The 21,454-nt window shown below is 64.8% G+C and carries 20 protein-coding genes; 7 read left to right on the top strand and 13 right to left on the bottom strand.

What is annotated here, in order from left to right; all coding sequences use genetic code 11:
• Positions 1–10: 10 nt before the first annotated feature.
• The 6 genes from VN706_06460 to VN706_06435 form a co-directional block, all read right to left on the bottom strand.
• Entirely contained in the window at positions 11–736 is a 726-nt protein-coding gene (locus VN706_06460; GenBank protein ID HXT15253.1) for a DsbA family protein, read from the bottom strand.
• A 123-nt stretch (positions 737–859) separates the two neighbouring features.
• A complete protein-coding gene (locus VN706_06455; protein HXT15252.1) occupies positions 860–1,042 on the bottom strand; it encodes a hypothetical protein in 183 nt (60 codons plus the stop codon).
• Positions 1,043–1,116: 74 nt separating this feature from the next.
• The gene (locus VN706_06450; GenBank protein ID HXT15251.1) at positions 1,117–1,299 is read right to left on the bottom strand and encodes a hypothetical protein; all 183 of its coding nucleotides are present in this window, start codon (positions 1,297–1,299) and stop codon (positions 1,117–1,119) included.
• Between the two features lie 33 nt (positions 1,300–1,332).
• A complete protein-coding gene (locus tag VN706_06445; protein HXT15250.1) occupies positions 1,333–1,512 on the bottom strand; it encodes a hypothetical protein in 180 nt (59 codons plus the stop codon).
• Between the two features lie 410 nt (positions 1,513–1,922).
• Positions 1,923–5,594: a TonB-dependent receptor gene (locus VN706_06440; protein ID HXT15249.1), complete on the bottom strand. Its 3,672-nt coding sequence runs from the start codon at positions 5,592–5,594 to the stop codon at positions 1,923–1,925.
• A 137-nt stretch (positions 5,595–5,731) separates the two neighbouring features.
• Positions 5,732–6,280: a hypothetical protein gene (locus VN706_06435; GenBank protein HXT15248.1), complete on the bottom strand. Its 549-nt coding sequence runs from the start codon at positions 6,278–6,280 to the stop codon at positions 5,732–5,734.
• Between the two features lie 140 nt (positions 6,281–6,420).
• Between VN706_06435 and VN706_06430 the strand changes: the two genes are divergently transcribed.
• Genes VN706_06430 through VN706_06420 form a run of 3 tightly spaced genes read left to right on the top strand, consistent with a single transcriptional unit; the run spans position 6,421 to position 9,292 of the window.
• Positions 6,421–6,819, top strand: coding sequence for a GntR family transcriptional regulator (locus VN706_06430; GenBank protein ID HXT15247.1), 399 nt, complete (start codon positions 6,421–6,423; stop codon positions 6,817–6,819).
• Between the two features lie 11 nt (positions 6,820–6,830).
• Complete coding sequence (locus tag VN706_06425) at positions 6,831–7,790, top strand: ABC transporter ATP-binding protein (GenBank protein HXT15246.1); 960 nt, start codon at positions 6,831–6,833, stop codon at positions 7,788–7,790.
• Entirely contained in the window at positions 7,787–9,292 is a 1,506-nt protein-coding gene (locus VN706_06420) for a hypothetical protein (GenBank protein HXT15245.1), read from the top strand. Before VN706_06425 ends, VN706_06420 begins: the two co-directional genes overlap by 4 nt.
• A gap of 10 nt (positions 9,293–9,302) precedes the next feature.
• On the opposite strand, the gene VN706_06415 is transcribed toward VN706_06420, so the two are convergent.
• Entirely contained in the window at positions 9,303–10,067 is a 765-nt protein-coding gene (locus VN706_06415) for a DUF3108 domain-containing protein (protein ID HXT15244.1), read from the bottom strand.
• A 132-nt stretch (positions 10,068–10,199) separates the two neighbouring features.
• On the bottom strand, positions 10,200–12,011 hold the full coding sequence (locus tag VN706_06410; protein HXT15243.1) for an ABC transporter ATP-binding protein: 1,812 nt from the start codon (positions 12,009–12,011) through the stop codon (positions 10,200–10,202).
• A 229-nt stretch (positions 12,012–12,240) separates the two neighbouring features.
• Between VN706_06410 and VN706_06405 the strand changes: the two genes are divergently transcribed.
• From VN706_06405 to VN706_06390, 4 genes are all read left to right on the top strand, one after another.
• On the top strand, positions 12,241–13,710 hold the full coding sequence (locus VN706_06405) for a family 10 glycosylhydrolase (protein HXT15242.1): 1,470 nt from the start codon (positions 12,241–12,243) through the stop codon (positions 13,708–13,710).
• A complete protein-coding gene (locus VN706_06400) occupies positions 13,707–14,345 on the top strand; it encodes a hypothetical protein (protein ID HXT15241.1) in 639 nt (212 codons plus the stop codon). The genes VN706_06405 and VN706_06400 overlap by 4 nt, the downstream gene beginning before the upstream one ends.
• Before the next feature lie 49 nt (positions 14,346–14,394).
• Positions 14,395–15,348 carry a glycoside hydrolase domain-containing protein gene (locus VN706_06395; protein HXT15240.1) on the top strand — a complete coding sequence of 318 codons (954 nt, stop codon included), beginning with the start codon at positions 14,395–14,397 and terminating at the stop codon, positions 15,346–15,348.
• A 142-nt stretch (positions 15,349–15,490) separates the two neighbouring features.
• Entirely contained in the window at positions 15,491–16,633 is a 1,143-nt protein-coding gene (locus VN706_06390) for an alpha/beta fold hydrolase (protein HXT15239.1), read from the top strand.
• A gap of 120 nt (positions 16,634–16,753) precedes the next feature.
• On the opposite strand, the gene VN706_06385 is transcribed toward VN706_06390, so the two are convergent.
• The 5 genes from VN706_06385 to VN706_06365 all read right to left on the bottom strand — a co-directional run bounded on the left by VN706_06385 (position 16,754) and on the right by VN706_06365 (position 21,396).
• A complete protein-coding gene (locus VN706_06385; protein HXT15238.1) occupies positions 16,754–17,059 on the bottom strand; it encodes a hypothetical protein in 306 nt (101 codons plus the stop codon).
• Positions 17,060–17,222: 163 nt separating this feature from the next.
• A complete protein-coding gene (locus tag VN706_06380; GenBank protein HXT15237.1) occupies positions 17,223–17,822 on the bottom strand; it encodes a cytochrome c in 600 nt (199 codons plus the stop codon).
• Positions 17,819–19,081, bottom strand: coding sequence for a sulfite dehydrogenase (soxC, locus tag VN706_06375; GenBank protein ID HXT15236.1), 1,263 nt, complete (start codon positions 19,079–19,081; stop codon positions 17,819–17,821). The genes VN706_06380 and soxC overlap by 4 nt, the downstream gene beginning before the upstream one ends.
• Before the next feature lie 13 nt (positions 19,082–19,094).
• A complete protein-coding gene (locus tag VN706_06370; protein HXT15235.1) occupies positions 19,095–20,072 on the bottom strand; it encodes a c-type cytochrome in 978 nt (325 codons plus the stop codon).
• A complete protein-coding gene (locus VN706_06365) occupies positions 20,065–21,396 on the bottom strand; it encodes an aspartate aminotransferase family protein (GenBank protein ID HXT15234.1) in 1,332 nt (443 codons plus the stop codon). Before VN706_06365 ends, VN706_06370 begins: the two co-directional genes overlap by 8 nt.
• Positions 21,397–21,454: the final 58 nt, after the last annotated feature.

Genomic DNA, 21,454 nt, shown 5'->3' with positions numbered 1-21,454 from the left:
TGGCGATGCCTTAGTTCCGCGGCGGTACAGCCGCGACCGGTACAGCCGACACACGCTTCGCCGCGGGCGCTTCGGCCGCCATCATCTTTTCGATCGTCTCGAGCGTTGGTGCGGCCCGGAGCATTTGGCCTTGCACGACGATCGTCGGTGTCCCACTCACACCGATGCGTTGACCCAATTGTACGTCGCGCTGCACGTCGGCGTCAAACGGGGCGCGCCCGACGCACGTCTCGAACGCGCGCAGGTCGGGAACGCCGGCCTCTTTCGCGAATTGTGCCCACGGCTTGATGCCGATGGAATCCTGTTGGGCGAACAGCTTGTCGTGGTAGGCCTCGAAGCGCAGTTGCTCGTTGGCGCAGGCCGCGGCGGTGGCCGCCTGACGGGCAAAGGGGTGGATGTTCGACAGCGGATAGTTGCGAAACACGATGGCCACGCGCGACGGATTCCGCTGGCGCAAGGTGCGCAGCGTGCTTTGGACGCTCGCGCAGAAGGGGCATTGAAAGTCGGAGAATTCAACGACGCGAATTGGCGCCGACGGCGAGCCGATGACGGTGCCGTGCGACGTGAGCTCGTCCCACTGGGCGGAGACGTCGAGCGGTGGAAGGGAGACCGGCGCCGCGGCGCGCACCGGCGGGAAGAATTCGCGGCGAACCATCATGCCGGTGACGGTCAGCGCGCAGGCGACGAGCACCGCGGTGAAGGCGGTGGACAGACGGTCGAAGTTCGATCGAGGCATAAGAGGCATCCACAGCGATGAGATGAAGGGAACGAGCTCGGGTGGTGTGCGTGGCGTGGCGTGGGCGGCGGCGTGAGCGGTGCGCCACGTTCGGCGCACCGCCCGTCAAGCATCAGCCGGCGATTACGTCGCCGAGCAGTTGAACCAGCCGGACGAGCACGAGTTGCCGCAGCAGACGGCGCTCGTGAAGATCGTGCTGCAACACGCCTGATGCGTTGGTGCAATCTCGTCGGCGAGCGCGGTCTGATACGCGCCGACCGAGATCACCATGGCGGCGAGCGTATTGATGAGGATCTGCTTCTTCATGGGTCAGCCTCACGAATGAAAGAGCCTTCGCTTCCGGCGCAGGGCCGGCGAACCGAAGGCGGGTGGATGGAGTGTTACTTCGATTGAGCGGAGCAGTTGAACCAACCCGACTCGCACGTGTCGCCGCAGCAGGTGGCGCTGGTGAACACCGTGTGGCAGCACGCGGGCGGGAGGATCTCCGACTGCGCCATGAGACGAGCGGCGCCGCCGCCGACCACGACCAGCGTGGCCACGGCGTTGATGATCATGCGCTTCATGGAATCACCGTGTGGTTGAAGTGAACGAGCCGATCACGTGGATGCGCTGCACTGGAACCACCCGGCGTCGCAGGTTGCCCCGCAACATTTCACGTTCGTGATCTTCGCGTAGCAGCACGCCTGCCATGCGGAGATCTCGGTCTGTGCCTTGAGCTCACTGGCGCCGCCGACGATGACGACGAGCGCGAGCCCGTTCAGGATGAAGCGTTTCAACGGACTACCTCCGAAAAAGGGAATGTCTACGTGCCGTGAATCGCCGATGAGCGCCCGTCACGCGCGGCCGCACCGCGACGCGGCGTTCAGCAGCCGGGACGCACCACGGTGCGCCGCCGTCCGAGCCCCCGGATCGACCGTGCGAGGGCCATACGAAACCTCGAAAACGCGTCATGAGAGTTCACTGATGCTCAGCGTCTCGTGATCGGAGGAGAACCTAAACAGACGTCGTGAGCGGTCCGTGTGCGGTCCGTGTGCGGTCCGTTGGCGCTCCGTGAGCGACGCGTGAGCGATGCGCGGGCGATGCGCGGGCGATGCGCGGACGATGCCCGGACGATGCAAAAACGGCCGCTCGTCGGAACGAGCGGCCGTTTCACAAGTTCAAGCAGAGAACACCGAGCTACGCGCGCTCAGCCCCCGAAGAAGCCTCCGCGACCGCCGCCCGCGCGACCCGGCCGCACCTGGCGGATCGCCTGGTTGTCCAGGAACAGCGCGATGTACGCCGGCAACTTCCGAATCTGCTCGGCGGTGAGGAGCTGCTTCGCCGCGGGACCGTAGATCGACATCTCATCCAACGACTTGTTCTGCGCCGCGCTCACGCGCGTGTAGGCTTCGTCGAGGTCGTACTTCTCGGGCAGGCCGGCGAGATACTTCGCGACGGGCGTCCAGATCGAGTCGATGACCTTGCCGTACGTCTTGTTCAGGATGGCGATGCTGTCGGCGACGTTGTCGCTCAACTGCAGCGAATCCTGCTGCCGCAGCATCTGCTCGAACGGATTCGGATAGCTGCGAATGTACTGCTGCTTGAGCTGCTGCTCGCTCGCCTTGTTGCCCTTGCCGCCGCGGCCGCCGCGCAGGCGCAGGAACAGATCCTGGCGTTCGCGTTCCGGTCCAACGTCGACGCGCACGTCGAGCGTGAGCTGCATCGGCGCGAGATTGAGCGCGCTCGCCTGACGGTTGGCGCCGAAGCGTGGATTGACGTCGTACTTGTAGCTGTTGGTCGCCGGATCGAAGCCGCGCACGAACAGCAGGTTCGGATCGGTGAACGACGGCGCGCCCCAGCCGTGCAGGTTGTTCGATCCGTGGATCAGCGCGTCCAGCCCGGTGAGCGGGTTGGCGATGCCGAGCGAGATCGTGGCGCGATCGGGAACGACCTTCATCGCCTGCGAGATCAACGACACGCGCAGGCTCAAGCTCGTCGACCACGGGCCCTCGCAGCTGTTCATGCCCGCGACGGAGTTGAGCTGCTTCTTGAGGCAGTCCCGAACCGACGACGGCGCGGTGTTGAGCAAATTCTGCATCGCGGAGGACAGCGTCGCATCGCTGGTCTTGCTCGGATCGTAGACGAACGCGCGGTCGTTGTTGTAGCCGTCGCCATTCACGTCGCCGGAGACCATCGGTGTGAACGGATTGCCCGACTGGACCCGGCCGAACGCCGTGAAGCTGACCGCCTGCTTGAGCGTGTAGCCCAGGGTGTAGGTGAACTGGTGGCGCCAGTCGCCGTTGGCGCGCGCCCACTGCGTGAGATAGGGATCGCTGGCCGTCGTGCCGCCGCCAAAGCCGCGCGTCTCGGCCGTCACCTTCTGCCAGATGTACGTCAGGTTCCACTGGAACGACGAGTTGAACGCGATGGGCGAGACACCGAACGACAACTGCGAGCTGTGCGACTTGAGGTCGGACAGGAAGTCGGTGACCTGCGCGTAACTCTGCGTGACGCGCGCGTCGCGCGACAGAATCGAGCCGGTGACCGGGATGATGCTGGTCGGATTCACGTAGACCGGCCGGTTTTCCGTCGGCAGCGTGAACCGCGCGACACGGTCGAAGTTCAGATCGATCTGACTTTGCTGATTCAAATTCAGTGAATACGTCGCGCCGCTCGAGAGTCGGAAGCGGTTGTTGAGCACCGGCGCGTTCCACTGGAGATTCGCGCGCCAGCTGCGCTGCGGGATGTAGTCCGGCGCGAACAAGGTGACGTTCGGCACCGTGCTCGAGAAGGCCGTCGTCCCGCCGGCGCACGTCGTGGGAATGGAGCCCGTGCTCTGCAGGTAATCGATCCAGTTCGGAACCGGCACCGCCGCGCCGACACAGCTCAATTGCTGCGCCGCGTTTGGCAGGCCGGTTTGATCGACCGCGCCGGCGATGAGCTGCGAGTTCGGAAGATTCTGGAACTCGCCGATTCCGCCGGAAACCTGACCGCGCGAACCGCGGAACGCGCCCTCGAACCCGCCGATCTGCGGATTGGTCCCGTACGTCCAGCTGAAGCCCAGGCGCGGACTCACGTACAGGCCGCGCGGAACCGCGTCGTTGCGCTTGCCGAAGACCGAATCGAGCTGTGCGTTGAACTGCGGATTGCCCTGGAAGTCCGAGCCGTCGAGGCGCACGCCGTACGTGATCTGCAGACGCGGCGTGCGGCGATACGCGTCGCCGAGCCACGCCGACGCACCGAGATCGTCACCCAGGCGGCGATTCACGAACAGACGGCGGCTGTAGCTCGCCGGAATGCCGTTCTGAAAATCAGACAGCGAATTGTAGACGAACGTGCCGAAGCGGTTCGTCGTGTTGTCCTGCGAGTAGCGATTGTAGCGGAAGTCCTGGCCGAACTTGAAGCGATGCTTATTGTCGAGGCTGATCCACGACAGCTCGTTCTGAAATTCGCCGCTCGTCGTCACCGAGTTGCGCGGCAGTCCGGTGTTGCCGCCGAACACCAGGCTCGACACGCCGGCGTTTCCGTCGGCGAACGTGGAGTTCACGCGGACGCTGGCGGAGGGCAACTCGACGTACGGATCGCCCTGAGACTTGGAGACCTGGAACGAGCCGCTCGTCTGATCGAGGAAGTTGTCGAAGAAGTACGCCGAGTGACGCGCCTGCAGCGTGCCGCCGTAGTTCTGCGTTTCGCCGCCGTGAATCGGCACCGCGGTCGTCTGGAGGCTCGTGGCGTCCTGACCGTTCCACCGGCCACTCAGCGTGACGTTGTAGTTGTGCCCACCACTCGGCGCAAAGTCGAACGACGAGAGGAACGAGCCGTTCTGCGTGAGGTGCTGGCTCGGAATCGCCGACGTGGACGTCGGGATGTTGAGACCACTGAGCATCGTGAGCAGGCGCGCCACGGAATCGGCCGACACGCCGACGCGCTCAAGCGCGAGCGGATCGGTGTTGAGCAAATCCTGAAGGTTGTTCGCGCGGCGTCCCACCTGCCACGAGAACGAGTAGAACGCCTTGTCGTAGGTGAACGGGCCCGCCGCGTTGCCGCTGAATTGCAAGTTCGTGAATTGCTGGCCGAGCTGGCGACCGATCGCGTCCGTGTACTGGAGACTCGGCGCGTCCACCGTTTGATGGATGGACCGCACCTTGTAGTTGGTGCCGCTGGTGGTGCGCAACGAGATCTGCGCGCCCGAGAAGCCGCCGCGCGAGGGGTCGAACGTGGAGGTCGTGACGCGCGTTTGTGTCGTGGCGTCTCGCGGCAGATCGCTCGAGCCGAAGTTCAGGCCGTTGAGCGTGATGTTGTTCTGATCGCCGCCGAGTCCGAGGACGGAGAATTGATTCGCGGCGCCGTCCGAGCCCGGGATGAGCGTGATGCCCGGCAGCGTCGCGGCCATCGCCGAGAGATCGCCGAGCACGTCGAGCGGCATGTTCGCCGTGTTGAGTGATTGCTCACGACTGCCGGCGTCGAGCGCGTTGCCGTTCTGATCGGGACGTTGGCGGCCGGCGTTGACCCGCACCGCCTCGAGCGTCACCGCGGTCTTCGACATCGATGCGTCGGCGACGAGAATGTCTTCGTCGATCTCGCGCTTCACCTCGAACCGCGTGGGCTGAAAGCCGATGCCGGTGTAGGCCATCATGTAATCGCCGCCGCCGCCGCTGAAGATGATGGAGAAGCGGCCATCCTTGTTCGTCTTTACCGTGCGCGACGTCTGACTGACGAGCGACGTCGCGGTGACGGTGACGTTTTCGACAGGCTTCTTGTCTGGGCCGACGACGCGGCCGCGAATGATGTCGGCATCCTGCGCGAACAATGAAGCGCGCGGGGCGACGAGTGCGATCGCCGCGATCGCGAGGGCGTATAGGAAACGACGGGGAGACACGATCAACCCGGGTTCGGAGGGTACGTAGTTGGGTGGTTGGACACCCTATCTACGCGCGCCGTGGCCGCGGGGTTGGGCTGGATACTATGGGAGCCCGGTAGAGGAATCTTTGTGCAGGCTCCCGAGCGAACCCGTGCCTACACTTTCTGCTTCTTCGCCTTGAACGCCGCGATGAACGCTTGTGCATCGGATTCGCTGAACACGGCATCCGAGTCCGAGTCGTGCTTGTCGCGCTCGAACAGATGCATCGGCTTGCCGTTGTTGTCGTAGAAGCGCAGCATGCCGTCCTCGTAGCGCACGTCGGAGATCTGGGAGACGGGGAACTCCATGTCGTGATCGAGGGCGGTCGCCACCGTGCCCTTCACGAATTTCTCGATGCCCGCGCCGAAGCCGTTGCCCTTCACGGCGGACGTGTCGGTTTCGCGCTTGATCTTGTCGCGCACGCGCTGGCCGAAGCCCGCGACGACGGAATCGCCGATCAATGCGATCTCGACCGAGCTGTCCTTGCTCGGCACGCGAATGTCGCCCGGGCCGAGCACGCGCGACGTATCGCGCGCGACGAACTTGACGCCCTTGACGTCGGAGCCGGCAGAAACGACGCGAACGTCGCCCTTGCAGGCGGTGGCGGCGGCGGCAAACAGGACCATGCCGATGAGCGATCGATGACGAGCGATGACAGGCGACACGAATGACTCCTCTCTCTGGCGGACCCGGCGTTCCTTGGAGGACATAACGTGCAGCGGGTGCGGCCAGGTTTCAATCGGCCCGGCGGACGGAGGCGCGCCGCCATATTGACATCTAGGTGTACTAGAGTACATAGTACACCATGCTGCCGTTCCCGATCACCCTCGAGCCTGGTGATTCGCCGTACCGCCAAATCGTCTACGCCGCGACCAGAGCCATGGTCTCGGGCGAGCTCGAGGCCGGCGCGCGATTCCCGTCGGTTCGCGAGCTGAGCCAGGCGCTCAAGATCAATCCGAACACCGCGCAGAAAGCGATCGCCGAGCTGATTCGCGATGGCCTGCTCGAGGTGCGGCCGGGCATCGGAACGGTGGTCGCGGCGCGGCGGAAGTCGTCGGCGGCCGAGCGGCGCGCGTTGCTCTCGCGCGAAGTCGAGCAGCTCATCGTCGAAGCGAAGCGTCTCGGGCTCGAGGAGTCCGACGTCGTGCACGCGGTGTCGCTTCGCTGGACGGAACTCTTCGGTGACAAAGGCAGGAGGCCCTGATGTGCGCATCGGTGTCCGCACGAACGTCCGCGGTCGAGGCAAGTCGCGTCACCTATCGCTACGGCCAGATCGAGGCGCTCAGCGATCTCGATCTCTCCATTCCGCAAGGCGCGCTCTACGCGCTGCTCGGCGCCAACGGATCGGGAAAGACGACACTTCTACAAATACTCATGGGCGTGCGTCGCGCCATGCGTGGGAGCGTGTCGCTGTTCGGCGTCGACAGTCGCGCGCTGGGATTGCGGGAACGCGCGACGATATCGTACATCGCCGAAGGGCAGCCGCTGCCGGAATGGATGACGCTCGCGCAACTCGAGGCGTACGTCGCGCCGCTGTACGCCACGTGGGATACGGCGCTCGCCGCCGAGCTGCGCGAGCGATTCGGCCTGGACGCCACGCGAAAGATCGGCGCGCTGTCGCGCGGGCAGCAGATGCAAGCCGCATTGCTCTGCGCACTGGCGCCGCGTCCGCGGCTGCTGGTGATGGACGAGCCGTTCACGGGCATGGACGCCGTGGTGAAGGATGATCTCGTGCACGGTCTCCTCGAATCGTCCGGCCGCGGCGACTGGACGGTGCTGGTATGCTCGCACGACATCGGCGAGTTGGAGCTGCTTGCCGACTGGGTGGGTGTGCTCGACGCGGGGCGCATGTTGTTGTCGGAGCCGATGGACGTGTTGCAATCGCGATTCAAGCGCATCGAAGCGGCGATCGGCGGCGATGCGAGTGTCGAGACGGTGATCGCACGGCAGACGGCGGAGTGGATGGCGGTCGAGCGCGCGGGCCGGCGGATGACGTTTCTCGTGAGCGACGCCGATGCGGACGTCGAGCAACGCGTGGCGCGCGAGCTGCCGCCGGGTTCGCAGGTGGCGGTACGCGACGCATCGCTGCGCGAAATCTTCGTCGCGCTGGCGCGGAGCGCGCGGCGCACGCGCGCGACGCGCGTCGATTCGGCACGTACACAGGAGGTCGCGTGAGTTGGATCAGACAAGCGGCGCACGTGTTCCGCAAAGACGTTCGCCAGTGGCCATGGCAGGTGTTCGTGTACTTCGTCGTGGTGAGCGTGACGGTTCTTCGCGCCGAAGATCGGTTCGGCCTGGCGGGAATCGCGAGCGGGGTCATGATGATGGTCACGACGCTGTTTGGTATGGTGTTCGTGACCATGGTCGTGCAGTCCGACTCGCCGACACGGCCCAATGCATTCTGGGGCACGCGACCCTTTCATTCATCGGCGCTGCTTGCCGCGAAGCTTGGCTTCGCGGTCGTCATCGTGATCGGGATGGCGGCGGCGGGACAGGTCATCGCGCTGACTGGGTGGAACGTGCCGGCGACGACGGTCGTGCGAGTCACACTCGGCGGCGCGTTCGCGTATTTGATGTGGCTCTTCGCGGCCATGACGATCGCGGCGCTCACGCGCGATCTGCGGAGCGCCATCGTGGCATTCCTGTGCATGCTCGTCGGCGTCAGCGTCGTGATGGGCATCGCGTCGAACCCGATCGTAACCGGCGCGAGCGCGCGGATGGTCCACGGCTGGGGGAGCGCAATTGCGAGAGTACTTGGCGTTGCCGTGCCCGTCGCGCTGCTCGCGTTTCTCTATCGACGCCGCGACGTCCGCTATCGTGCATGGGTCGCCGCGGCGGTGGTGTTTGTCCTGTTCTTCATCGCCGCGTTCGACACGGTGCCGAGCGAGGCGGATGCGCGCCCCACCGGTCCGGCAGTTCGTCTTCGTGCGACGCTGAGCACCAGCCCAGTGTTGCGCGAGGTGCACGTCCGCCTGTCGGCGATCGACGCGCCGGCGAATCAACGGCTGTCGTTCTTCGTCGACTCCAGCGTTGTCCATCTGAGTAATGGAACGTCGTTGCACGCGGCGGGCGGTCAGCGCCCGCCGGTGACGGTGCACCCGGCGATGCTTCCAACTCCGGGCGCCATTCGATGGTTGGGGGATTCACGCAACGGCCAGTACGTCACCGAAGCCGTGCTGCCATTGACGCCGCAACAAAGCCACGTGGCGGCTATCGGCGTTGTTTCCGCCGATGTTTGGGGAAAGCTGTATGTCGCGGTGCCGGGCGAGCTCGCGGACTTGCCGCTCGCGGCGGGTGCGTCGGTGGCGCGCGACGGAACGCGCATTCGCATCGCACAGGTCGACGTCGAACCCGACGCGGCATCCGCGGACATCGTGACGTCGTACCTCGCGGACGCCGCGACCGGATTGGCGGAGGGTCCTCTGACTTACACCATGGTCAGCCCGCGATTCGGCGAAGGCACACTTACGGAGCAACGCAACTCGTCGGGAGGCTCGGGTTCGATGGTATTGCCGGCGTCCGTCGCACGTTCGGATTCCACGCGCTTCGAGGCCGTGACGCCTCGCGAAGACCGCGGGATCACGATGGCGCCGGGTTGGTTCACCGGCGCCAGGCTCGTCGTGTTCCAGTGGAAATCACTCGGCCACTATTCCACGCGCGTGTCGACGACGCCCTGATCGCCGAGCATTACTTCTGGCTCGCGACCTCGACTTGCTTCAGCTCGAGATACAGCGTTCCCACCGGCAGCTTCGACTTGAGTCGCAGCAGGGTGTGGCTGCTGTCGTCCGAGAACCAGACTTCTGCGTTGCCGTTCTCGGAGAAGAGGCCTTTCGACTTGATGAGCGGCTTCACGACGATCGCGTCGAACTCGCCGGCGGGCACCTTGATGTGCTCGCGGCGATCGACCTTGATGATCACCGGATTCTTCGCCGGCTGATAATAGCGATCGAATGAGTACGTCTTGCCGACTTCGAGCGGCACCGAGCGCATGAAGTAGATGAAGGACCCTTCGTCGAGCGGCTGGGAGACGCTTGGATTTTCCTCGCCGTTGCGGACGTAGACTTTCCGGTCGGGATAGAAGTCGTAGACCTTGTCGTTGTGGTACGAGGTCTCGTCGATGTGCTGGACGTGATGCAACGACACGAGGCTGGTGGTGTCGAACCAGCTTTCATAATGATCGTTCACGTGAAAGAACAACACGCGTCCTCTCACGTCGAAGATCGTATGGTAGGTCGGGCGGCCGCGGATGGTCGAAATGTCTTCCACGCTCATGCTCGCCTCGCCGGCGCTCATGAAGTTGACCTTCGCGGCGTAGTCCAGCTTCTCGCCGACCTTAAACGGGACGTGAAAGGCGGTCGGCTCTTCGGCCGGCTGCCGAGCGGAACTGACACGAACGACGCCGGCGCCGCCAGTCAGGCTGGCGGCGGCCGCAAGTAGAAGTACGGTGCGCATGGTACGTCCCGTACACTCATATCCCGTGCCGGATTCATTCTAGCGGACGCGGCCATGGGATGAGCCGGTGCCAGAGCCCCCGTCCGTCGCGGCCGTGCTCCATCGCGAAGCGGGTCGCCGACGCCGTCTACTTTAGATTTTTCTAACGACGTCCCTGGGCGCCACCGACAGGAAATCCTCGCCGGGATTGATGAAGCGATCCTTCTCGGCGCCGTACTGCCGCTCGTACAGCTGGCGATAACGTCCGCCGAGGGCGAGCAGCTCGCGATGCGTTCCGCGCTCGACGATTTGCCCGTCCTCGAGCACGAGGATCTGATCGGCGCTCTCGATGGTGGAGAGCCGATGCGCGATGACGAAGGTCGTCCGGCCGCGCCGGAGCGATCGGAGGCCGTCGCGGATCATCGCTTCGCTTTCGCTGTCGAGGCTCGACGTGGCCTCGTCGAGAATGAGAATGCGTGGATCGGCCAGCACGGCGCGCGCGATCGCGACGCGCTGGCGCTGGCCGCCGGACAGCTTCACGCCGCGTTCGCCGACGATCGTGTCGTAGCCCTGCTCGAAGCGCGACACGAACTCGTCGCAGTGCGCGATGTGCGCCGCGGTGCGAATCTCTTCGTCGGTCGCGCCCGGCTTGCTGAAGGCGATGTTCTCGCGGACGGTGCCGTCGAAGAGGAAATTGTCCTGCATCACGACGCCAACCTGCGAGCGGTAATCGCGCAGCCGCAGGTTGGCGATGTCGTGTCCGTCCACGAGCACGCGGCCGCTGTGCGGGTGGTTGAATGCCATCACGAGGCCGATCAGCGTGCTCTTGCCGGATCCGCTCGAGCCGACGAGCGCGGTCGTCGAACCCGCGGGCGCCGCGAACGAGACGTGCTTGAGCACCGGCGTGTTCGCGACGTACTCGAAGCTCACGTCGTGGAATTCGACGGTGCCTTCGACGTCGGCGATCGATTCCTTCGACGCGTCGGATTGATCCTCGGTCGCCATGTTGCGGATCTCGGCGATGCGGTCGAGTCCCGCGAACGCTTCACTGACCTGCGTGCTGATCGACGAAATCTGAATGAGCGGCGCGGCGAGGAGGCCCATGAAAAAGACGTACATGAACATGTCGCCCAGCGTCATCGAGCCGTTCAGCACCGAGTGGCCGCCGATGACGATGAGCAGCACGCCGACGATCCCGATCACCAGCGCCGCGCCCGCACCGACGGCGGACGTGCCGGTGATGGTCTTGGCGACGTTGCGAAACAGCTTGTGCGCGCCGCGCGCGAAGACGAGCCGCTCGCGCGCTTCGGCGGTGTAGACCTTGACCAGGCGAATTCCGCCGACCGTCTCGGTCAGACGCCCGGTGACTTCGGCGGTGATCGCGCCGCGGTCGCGGAAGAGTGGGCGTAGACGCTTGAACGCGGTCGTCATCGCGTAGCCGAAGGCGGCCAGTGCGACGACGGTGGCTCCGGTCAGCTTCCAGTTCACATAGAACAGAATGCCGACCGCCATGAGCGCGGTGAGGATGCTGCCAAGGAGTTGAATGAGGCCGGTGCCGACGAGGTTGCGCACGCCTTCGGCATCATTCATGATGCGCGAGATGACGACGCCGGTCTTCGTCGAATCGAAGTACGAGACGGGCAGGCGAAGGACGTGAGCCTGAACGCGTTTGCGCATCTCGGTGATGGCGCGCTGTGCCGCGATGCTCACGACCTGCGACAGCGAGAACGAGGTGGCGGCCTGCACGATCGTCGCAATGGCGGCGATGCCGGCGAGCGGCATGAGCATCTTCGCGTCGTGCTTCGTGATGACGTCATCGATCAGGTACTTGGACGTCCACGGGAGCACGAGCCCGGAGAGGCGATTGACGATCATCAGCGCGAGACCGATGCTGAGCGAGCGGCGATGGTCTCGAACCAGCTCGCGAGCCTCGGCCCAAGCGCGGGATTTGTCGTACTTGGCCATAGAGGCAATCTAGCGGGCGGAGAGGGGCGCCGCCTGGGCATGCTCGAGTCGCCGAGGACAAGAACAATACCACGACAAGGTCGGACAAGATCTGACTAAATCGGGACGGCTCTCCAGTGTACGGGTGAGAGAGATCTGCGCGCCGATCAACAGATCTGGTCAGATTTTGTCTGATCTGGTCGCATTGAGGCGGTTGTGTTCCGCGCTATCGCCGGCGTAGAATGGCGCGATGAAAATTTGTTCGCTTCTCGTTAGCCTTCTCTTATTCGGCGCGACACCGGGAGAAGCACAAGCGCCTCCCGCCATCCAGCGCGAGTTTCGCGCGATCTGGGTCGCCACAGTCGCCAACATCGACTGGCCGTCCAAACCGGGACTCTCTACCTGGGATCAGCAGCGCGAGCTGCTCGCGATACTCGATCGCGCGGCATCACTCCATCTCAACGCCGTGATACTTCAGGTTCGTCCGGGTGCTGATGCGTTCTACGCATCGCCGTACGAACCGTGGTCGCAGTTTCTCACCGGGCGGCAGGGCCGCGCGCCGGAGCCGCCGTGGGATCCACTCGCGTTCGCGGTCGAGCAGGCGCACAAGCGCGGGCTCGAGCTGCACGCGTGGTTCAATCCGTATCGCGCCGCGTACACGCGAGACACCGCGTTCGCGGCGTCGCACATCACGCAGAAGGATCCCGCGGCGATCTGGCGCTACGATCGATTTTTGTGGATGGATCCGGGCGACGCCGACGTCCGACGCCGTTCGGTGCGGGCCATCGTGGACGTCGCCAAGCGATACGACGTCGACGGCATCCACATCGACGACTACTTCTATCCGTATCCGGTAAACGACGCGTCGGGGAAGCAGATCGATTTTCCGGATTCGCTCACATACGCGCGATACGTCAAGTCGGGTGGCACGCTCGCCAAGGACGCCTGGCGGCGTGACAACGTGAACAAGCTCGTCGAAGCGCTCTACAAAGGAGTGCATGCGGCGAAGCCATGGGTGAAGGTCGGCATCAGCCCGTTCGGCATTTGGAGACCGGGCAATCCGGAACAGATCAAGGGCTTCGACGCATACGCCGAGATTTACGCCGATTCCAAGTTGTGGCTTCAGAAAGGGTGGGCCGACTATTTCGCGCCGCAGCTCTACTGGCCGATTGCCCCACCGCAGCAGAGTTTTCCCGTGCTGCTCGACTGGTGGCGATCGGTGAACGTCAAAGGCCGCCATATCTGGCCGGGGCTCGCGACGTATCGCATCGCCGAGAATAGCGCGCGCCGGATTCCGGCGCAGGAGATTCTCAACGAGATCGACACCATGCGCGTGCGCGCGACGGACATTGGACACATCCACTTCAACACGACGGTCTTGATGAAGGATGCGGACAGCGTCGACGAACAGTTGATGACCCGATACGCACAACCCGCGTTGATTCCGGCATCGCCGTGGCTCGGCGCGAAACCGCCGGCGCGTCCGCGTGCGGCGTTGGCGCTCGACGCGGAGACGAAGGAGCCCATCGTGAAACTCGTACCGGCCGCGAAAAGTTTGGTGTGGCTCTGGACGGTGCGCTCGCGCGCCAACGGCGTGTGGACGAGCGAGGTGTTGCCGGGCTGGCTGCGGTCGCATCGATTGCCGTTCGCGGCGGACTCGGTGGTCGTGACGGCGGTGAGCCGAACCGGTGTCGAGAGCGCGGTGGTGACTGCGCGATGAACGCTCCACACACACCGCGGGCGAATCGCCGCTTGCTGCTGGCGTTACGGCGGCTGTCCATCGAAGTATTCGTGGGATTCATCGGCGTGTATGCCGCGTTCGCGCTCGCGGCGTATAAGGACCGACGCGACCTCACCGATCGTCGTCACCAGCTCAAGCGGGCGTTGATCGCCGAGATCACGCCGTTGTTGGAGAATGATGAGAGGAACCTGACGAACGGCGGCTACAAACACATCGCCGTTACCGTCGATTCCGCGATCAAAGCCGGCAAGAAGGTCATCCCGCCGCCACTCACCGAACCGGTCGGGCTCAACATGGACCTGTGGGAGGCGGCGAAGCAATCGGGTGGGCTCACCGTGATGGACGTACCGACCTTCGTGAAGGTATCACAGTTCTATAACAACTGGTCGACGCAGATGGTGTATTACTCCCAGCTGCGCGACGTGTCGATCAACATCATTCTCCCCAATGCCGATCGCGGACCGTCGGCGTTCTACGACGCGCGCACGGGCGCGCTCCGGCGAGACGTCTCGTTCATCTATTTTCCGAACCTGCTTTCGCTGGACCGCCTGGCGAACGAGGGCGTAAAACTCGGCAAAGACGTCATCGCTCAACTCGCCAAGGACACGATTTAGTCGAGTCCAGAGCCGCGTGGGAGAACGGCGATTGCGTTAGAAGATCCGTATGATCCGTCGCGCAGCCACGGTGGGAACGAGCAGGACCATACGAATCTTCGTTTCAGCCGCCTTCGCGTTTGCGGCGGCCTGCGGAGCAAGCACAACGGAGCCGGCTCGCGATACGACGAAGTCGACCGTCGCCGACGTCGCCGCCAAAGTCGCGCAGGCGGCCGCGGCCGTGACCGGCCAGGATGCTCCGATCGCGAATAATTACGAGAAGGGGCACTACGTGGGCTTCGACACGCACACGTATCCCGGCACCGCCACGATGAAGACGTGGAAGAACACGCCGGGCTCGCCGTACTCATGGGTCGGCTACTATCTGCCCTCGCCGTGTCATGACGACAAATCGTGGACGGGCAAACGCGACACGCTCGTCGCGATGGGCTGGGGGATGGCCGTCGTCTACGTCGGCGAGCAAACGTGGGGCAAGACGCCGCGCCCGCTGACGGCCGCGCAGGCCGATGCGCAGCGGAAGAAGAGCGACTGCTCGACGGATCTCGTGAGCGCCGCCGAGGGAACGTTGAACGCGGATGACGCGACCGCGAAGACGAAGGCCGAGGGATTTCCGCCGGGCGCCGTCGTGTTTCTCGACTTGGAGCGGATGGAGACGATTCCCGACGCGATGCGCGCGTACTATCGCGCATGGACGGCGCGCATGCTCGCGAACGGCGTGTATGTGCCGGGCTTCTACGCGCACGAGCACAACGCGCAGTCGATTTACGACGACGTCATGCAGGACTTCAAGGCGGCGGGCCGCACCGACGAGCCGCGCTTCTGGATCGCGGGCGGCAAGGGCTTCGATACGGGCCGCGCACCGCAGGACGTGGGCTACGCGTTCGCCGGCATGTGGCAGGGCGTGATCGACGTGGCGCGCAGCGTCGCGAACATCAAGCTGCCGGTCGACGTGAACGTCGGCGCCTGGGCATCGCCATCGGAGTCGGGCACGGCGACGCAGTAATCTCGCGGAACGGCAACGGCAGGGCGGCGGCACCGCAGCGGCACCGCGGCGGCACCGCAGCGGCACCGCAGCGGCAGGCTGCCGCGCGCGCCGATCCGTGGTACATTCGCAGCCCGACACGGAATCTTCGAGGCTCGTTTTCATGAAAAAACTGATCATCTCGGCGCTGCTGCTCGGTGTGGCGGCGGCGCCGATGCTGGCGCAGGACACGGCCAATGGGCGCGGACGCGGCGCGGCGGCGGGGCGACGCGGCGGTGGTGGCCGCCCATGGATGGGACCGATGGACTCGACGCGCGCGCGCGAGCTGTACGTCAGCCGCGATCCGGGTGATTTGCGCGGCTGTTCGCCACAGCAGTGCGAACGCGACATCGAGCGCAAACGTGTCAACGACAGTATCTACACCGCGCACGCGCCGGGCAATTACGAGTTTCAGAAAATCAAATACAAGAGCCGGCCGGACGGGCTCGAGATCCCGGCGTATCTGTACTCGCCGATCAACAAGGGGTCGGCGAAGCATCCCGTGCTCGTCTGGGTGCATCAGGGGCTGCACGCCGATTGGGATCTCGACGTCTTTCCGTGGGTGATCGAAGCGGTGAAGCAGGGGTACGTCGTGCTGGCTCCGGACTATCGCGGCAGCACGGGCTATGGCGACGAGTGGATGCGGAAGATCGATTACGGCGGCAAGGAGGTGGACGACGTCCTCTCGTCGGTCGACTACCTCGCGACGCTGCCGTACGTGGACATGAAGCGGCTGGGCATCATCGGGTTCAGCCACGGCGGGTTCATCACGGCGCACATCCTCTTTCGCGCCGACAATCCGTTCAAGGCCGGCGCGGCGATGGTGCCTGTGACGAATCTGATATTCAGACTCTCTGATCACGGCCCGGGTTATGCCCGCGACTATGCGGCCGAGGAAGGCATTCACGGCATGCCCTGGGAGTCGGGCTGCGGCGAGCAGCACGACCGCAGCTGCATCGACGTGTACATGGAGCGGTCGCCCGTCTTTCACGTCGAGAATCTCAAGGTGCCGATCCTCGTGCACGTGGCGACCAACGACTGCGACGTGTTCTTCCGCGAAAACCAGCAGATGGTGTACACGCTCCGCGCGCTCAAGCCGGAGCTGGCGGAGACGAAGATCTACGTGAATCCGCCGCCCGGGCGCTCAGGCTGCGGCCACACGTTCAGCCGCCGCGTGAATCCCGAGACGCTTGCGCGTGACGACTCGCCCGAACAGATCGATTCGTGGAATCGGGTGTGGGGGTTTTTTAGGAGAAATTTGAAATAGGGCGTATGGGCGTATGGGCGTATGGGCGTATGGGCGGAACGGCAAACGGCGACAAAAACGTCGCATCGGCGTTAGCCGTTCACGCCCAGCGCCCAGCGCCCAGCGCCCAGCGCCCAGCGCCTAGGTCAAGTCGAGCTGCCGCTGCAGCGAATCCGGATCGATGTCCGGGGATTCATTCGCCGAGAACGCGTAGGCGCGCACGTCGAACTTGCGCGCGAGCGCGATGAACAGGCGATACGGAAGTTTGGATGATGCCGAAGGCATCCTGCGCTCGCTACCGTCCGGCGATGCGCTGTCGTAGACTCGCCACAGCTCGCCGTAGCGGCTGACGAGAAACACCGACGTGAACTGCTGGATGACGCGTGGCTCAGCGCCATCCGCGGGGAGGACCGCCAAAGCGGCGGCCACACTGCTCGGTGGAACCATGGGGTTGTTGACTCCGCGGGGGACCCGTCGTCGGATCCGTGACCGGAACTGCGGGGAACCTACGTGGGCCGAATATGAAGCGGTCGGAGCAATTCCACAACAGTGAAGTGGACAAAATGTCAGATCTTGTCTATCCGACCTCCGGCACCCACCGGCCCACCAGCTAACGCACGCGGTCCCCGCCGATCGACCCACGACGGTCGTCGACCACGAAATGCGACCGCGCCGGCATCGCGACCGCCGGCAACGTCCCGGCATTCATCGTCGCGCTGTCCGGAATCAGCCCCTCGCGATTCAACAGGAACGCCACCACCGCGTACGTCTGATCCGCGCTCAGCGATCCGGGCGCCGTGAGCGGCATCGCGCGGCGGATATAGCCGTACAAGGTCGTCGCGTACGGCCAGTAGTTGCCGATCGTGCGCGGGATCTTGTAATCGCTCGCGAAGTTGAACGTACCCTTGGGCCCGCCGACCAACTGCGGGTACGCCGCGCCCTTGCCCTCGCCGTTCGCGCCGTGACACGACGCGCAGTTGGCCGCGAACACACCCGCGCCCTGCGCCGCCGTTCCGCTCCCGGCCGGCAACCCGTCGCCGTTCGGCGACACGTCGATGTTCTCCGCCGCGATCGTTTCGGCGGACGGCGTGTGGCCGAGCGAGAAGTGGCGCGGATCCTTGTCGCCCAGGTAGTCGTCGCGCGTGTCGAACTTGCAGGCCGTCGCGCTCAGGGGGGCCAGCGCGAGCAGCAGCAGAAGAATGCGTCTCACGTGTTCGCCTCGAAGGTCACGGTGCCGTCGGACGCCACGCGCCAGGCACGGATGGGATTGAAGTGGTAGTCGGTGCCCGGTCCGCGCACCTTCACGAGCTGCGACATCGTCGGCTGCACATAGCCCTGATCGTCCACCGCCCGGCTCATGAGTAAAGTCTCATGACCGTCCCACTGCCACATGTACTCGAAGCGCACCGCCGACTTGTTCGTGAGCGGCGTGAGCAGCTCGGCGTTGCTCCACGTCCTTCCGCCGTCGGTGCTCACGTCGACGTGCGCGATCTTTCCCCGACCCGTCCAGGCGAGACCGGAAATGCGCCACCATCCCGGGCCCGTCAGCTTTTCAGGATAGGCGGGCGATGTGATGATCGACTTCGCGTCCATCTCGAAGCTGAACTGGCGCACCTTGTCGCCCGGCAGCGGATCGGTGTACTTCGACGTCTCCCAGCGCGTCATGAACGGCTCGGTGCCGAGCTTGATGCGACGCAGCCATTTCACGTTGGTGTTGCCTTCGTAGCCCGGCAGCAGCAGGCGAATGGGGAAGCCCTGCTCGGGTCGCAGCGGCTCGCCGTTCTGTGCCCAGGCGATCATCGCGTCGTCGCGACCCTTGCTCACCGGAATGCTCCGGGCGAGGAGGGACGCATCGCCGCCCTCGGCGAGGAACCACTTGGCTTCACGCTTGATGCCGACCTCGCGAAACAACGTCGCGACCGGAACGCCGGTCCATTCGCTGTTGCTGAACATGCCGTCGACTTGCTGCGGCGTCATGTTGGGCTTGGGGCTGCGGTACGCGGCGCGCCCATTGCCCGAGCACTCGACGAAGTGCACGCGGGTGACGGATGGAAAGCGCTTGAGATCCGCCATGGTCAGCTCGAGCGGACGATCGACCAGTCCGTGAATGAGCAGCGTGTGCTTCGCCGGGTCGATCGTGGGAATGCCGGCGTGAATGCGCGCGAAGTGCAGATCGGACGGCGTGATCGTGCCGGCGAGATCCTGCAATGGCGTGAGCGTGGTGCCCGTGATCTCGCCGACCGGTGCGCGCTGCGGCTGCACGAATGGCGAGCGCTCGCCGACGGCAGTGGTCGGAGTCCCGGGTGCCTTGGTCGGGTCGGGCGGCGACTGGGTCGGCCCCGCCGGCTGCTGCGCAATGTGAGCCGCTTGTTGCTGGGCATCGAGCGGCAGGTTGGTCAGCAGCACGCCACCGGCCGCTGTTGCCGCGCCGGCCAACAGCGCGCGGCGACTGATTGATGGATCGCTCATGAGTATTCCTTAATTACCTGCGAAGTACCGACGCCGGCGCGGCGACGATCGCCGCCGACGGGTTCGTGGTGCGCGGAATCAACTTCGGTGGATGGAACGCCTTGTGGCCCTTCGTGCCGTACGGGACATCCGCGGGTGCGCCGCCCTGCGGCCAATCCGTTTCCTTGCCGGGTGAGTCGGGCCGCGGCAGCGACGTGATGTACGCCGCCACGTCGTACGCCTGCGCGTCGGTGAGCGTGCCGGGCCGATCCCACGGCATGTTGTGGCGAATGAACGACGCGGCGCGCTCGACGCGCGCCATCGACGCGCCGATGCTGAACGACCGCGGACCCCACAGCGCGGGTATCGGTCCCATGCCGCCGCCGTTGTTGCCGTGACATCGCGCGCAGTTGTCCACGAACACCGTGCGGCCGCGCGCCGAGTCGCCCGTCATCGGCGGCATCTTCGCCATGCCTTCATCCTTCACGTGCTCGCCGTTCGGCACGCCGCGCGAGATGTACGCCAGATAGGCGACGATGTCCTGCATCTCGCGGCTGTCGGCGGGCAGCTTGGAGCCGGCGAGGCTCCGCGTGAAGCAATAGTTGATACGGTCCTCGATCGGCACGACGGCATTGCTGCGATCCATGTACTTCGGAAAGCGCGCGAACACGCCGACGAGCGGCGCGGCGTTGCCGCGCCGTCCTTCGTCGAGATGACAGCTCGTGCAATTGAGATTGCTGTTCGTGTACGCGGGCAGGCTGTCGTGCACGTGCGTGATGATCGACAACCCACGAAACACCGACACCTCGAATGGATCGTCCGGCGTACTGTCGACGACCGGCGGACGCCACGTTTCCGGATTCCATCCGCGCGCGCGCGAGCCGGTCGCGCCCGTGACCACGTTCGCCGAGTCGGCGCCTTTGGAAGAATCCTGCAATGTGCAGGATGCGGCGACCGCGATGATGCCGCCGATCGCGAGGGTGACGCTGCGACGTCCGACAGGCTTACGCAACCTGACGGACCGCCTTCGAAACGGCATCGACGAGCTGATCGATCTGTTGCTTCTCGATGATCAGCGGCGGCGACAGCGCGAGTGTGTCGGCCGTCGACCGAATCATGACGCCCGACTCGAAGCATTTGAGGAACGATTCGAATCCGCGCGCGCCGGCGGCATTGGGCCGCGCCTCGAGCTCGATGCCCGCGACGAGGCCGATGTTCCGAATGTCGATGACGTGCGGCGCGCCGCGGAGCGAATGGACGGCATCCGCCCAGTACGACTCGAGCGACGCGGCGCGTTCGAACAATCCTTCGCTGCGATACACCTCGAGCGTCGCGAGCCCAGCGGCCGCGGCAAGCGGATGGCCGGAATACGTGTATCCATGAAAGAGCTCGATGCCCGCGTTCGTGCCGTTCACGACGGCGTCGTAAATCTGATTGCGTACCGCGACCGCACCCATCGGCACGGTGGCGTTCGTGACACCCTTCGCGACGGTCAGCATATCGGGCACGACGTTGAAGCGCGTCGCCGCGAACGGCGCCGCCAATCGGCCGAAGCCCGTGATCACTTCGTCGAAGATCAGCAGGATGCCGTGGGCGTCGCAGATCTCGCGCAGCCGCTCGAGATATCCCTTCGGCGGAACGAGCACGCCGGTCGATCCGGCCATCGGCTCGACGATCACCGCGGCGATCGTCTCCGCACCATGCTTCGCCACCATGTCCTCGAGCGCATTCGCCAATTCGGCGCCGTGCGCCGGTTGTCCCTTGCTGAAGGCGTTGCGCGCCGCGTCGTGCGTGTGTGGTAGATGATCTATCCCCGGCAGCAGTTGGGCCGCGAACTGCTTGCGATTCGCTTCGATGCCTCCGACAGCGATGCCGCCGAAGCCGACGCCGTGGTAGCCGCGCGCGCGGCCGATGAATCGCGTGCGCTGCAACTGTCCCTTCGCCTGCCAGTAGGCGAGCGCGATCTTGAGCGCGCTGTCCACCGCTTCCGATCCGGAGTTGCCGAAGAACACGCGATCGAGGTCGCCAGGCATGATGGCCGCCAGTTTGCGCGCGAGCTCGAACGCGAGAGGATGTCCCATCTGAAACGGCGGCGCGTAGTCCATGATGCCCGCCTGCTCGCGAATGGCGGCGGTGATCGGCTCGCGGCAATGGCCGGCATTCACGCACCACAAACCAGCCGTCCCGTCCAGAATCTGGCGGCCGTCGGCGTCGGTGTAGTACATGCCCTTCGCCGAGACGAGCATGCGCGGCGCTTTCTTGAATGCGCGATTGGCCGTGAACGGCATCCAGAGCTCGTCGAGTGAAGACTCGCCGAGAGCCGAGGCGTTTTGCATTCGAAGCGCATCGCTGACCGTCATACGTCCATCCGTGACGTGCATCCGCACGAAAGAG

Source organism: Gemmatimonadaceae bacterium (genome assembly GCA_035606695.1).
Taxonomy (GTDB): domain Bacteria; phylum Gemmatimonadota; class Gemmatimonadetes; order Gemmatimonadales; family Gemmatimonadaceae; genus JAQBQB01.
The sequence above is the reverse complement of the archived record's forward strand: the minus strand, read 5'-3'. Positions and strand labels throughout refer to the sequence as shown.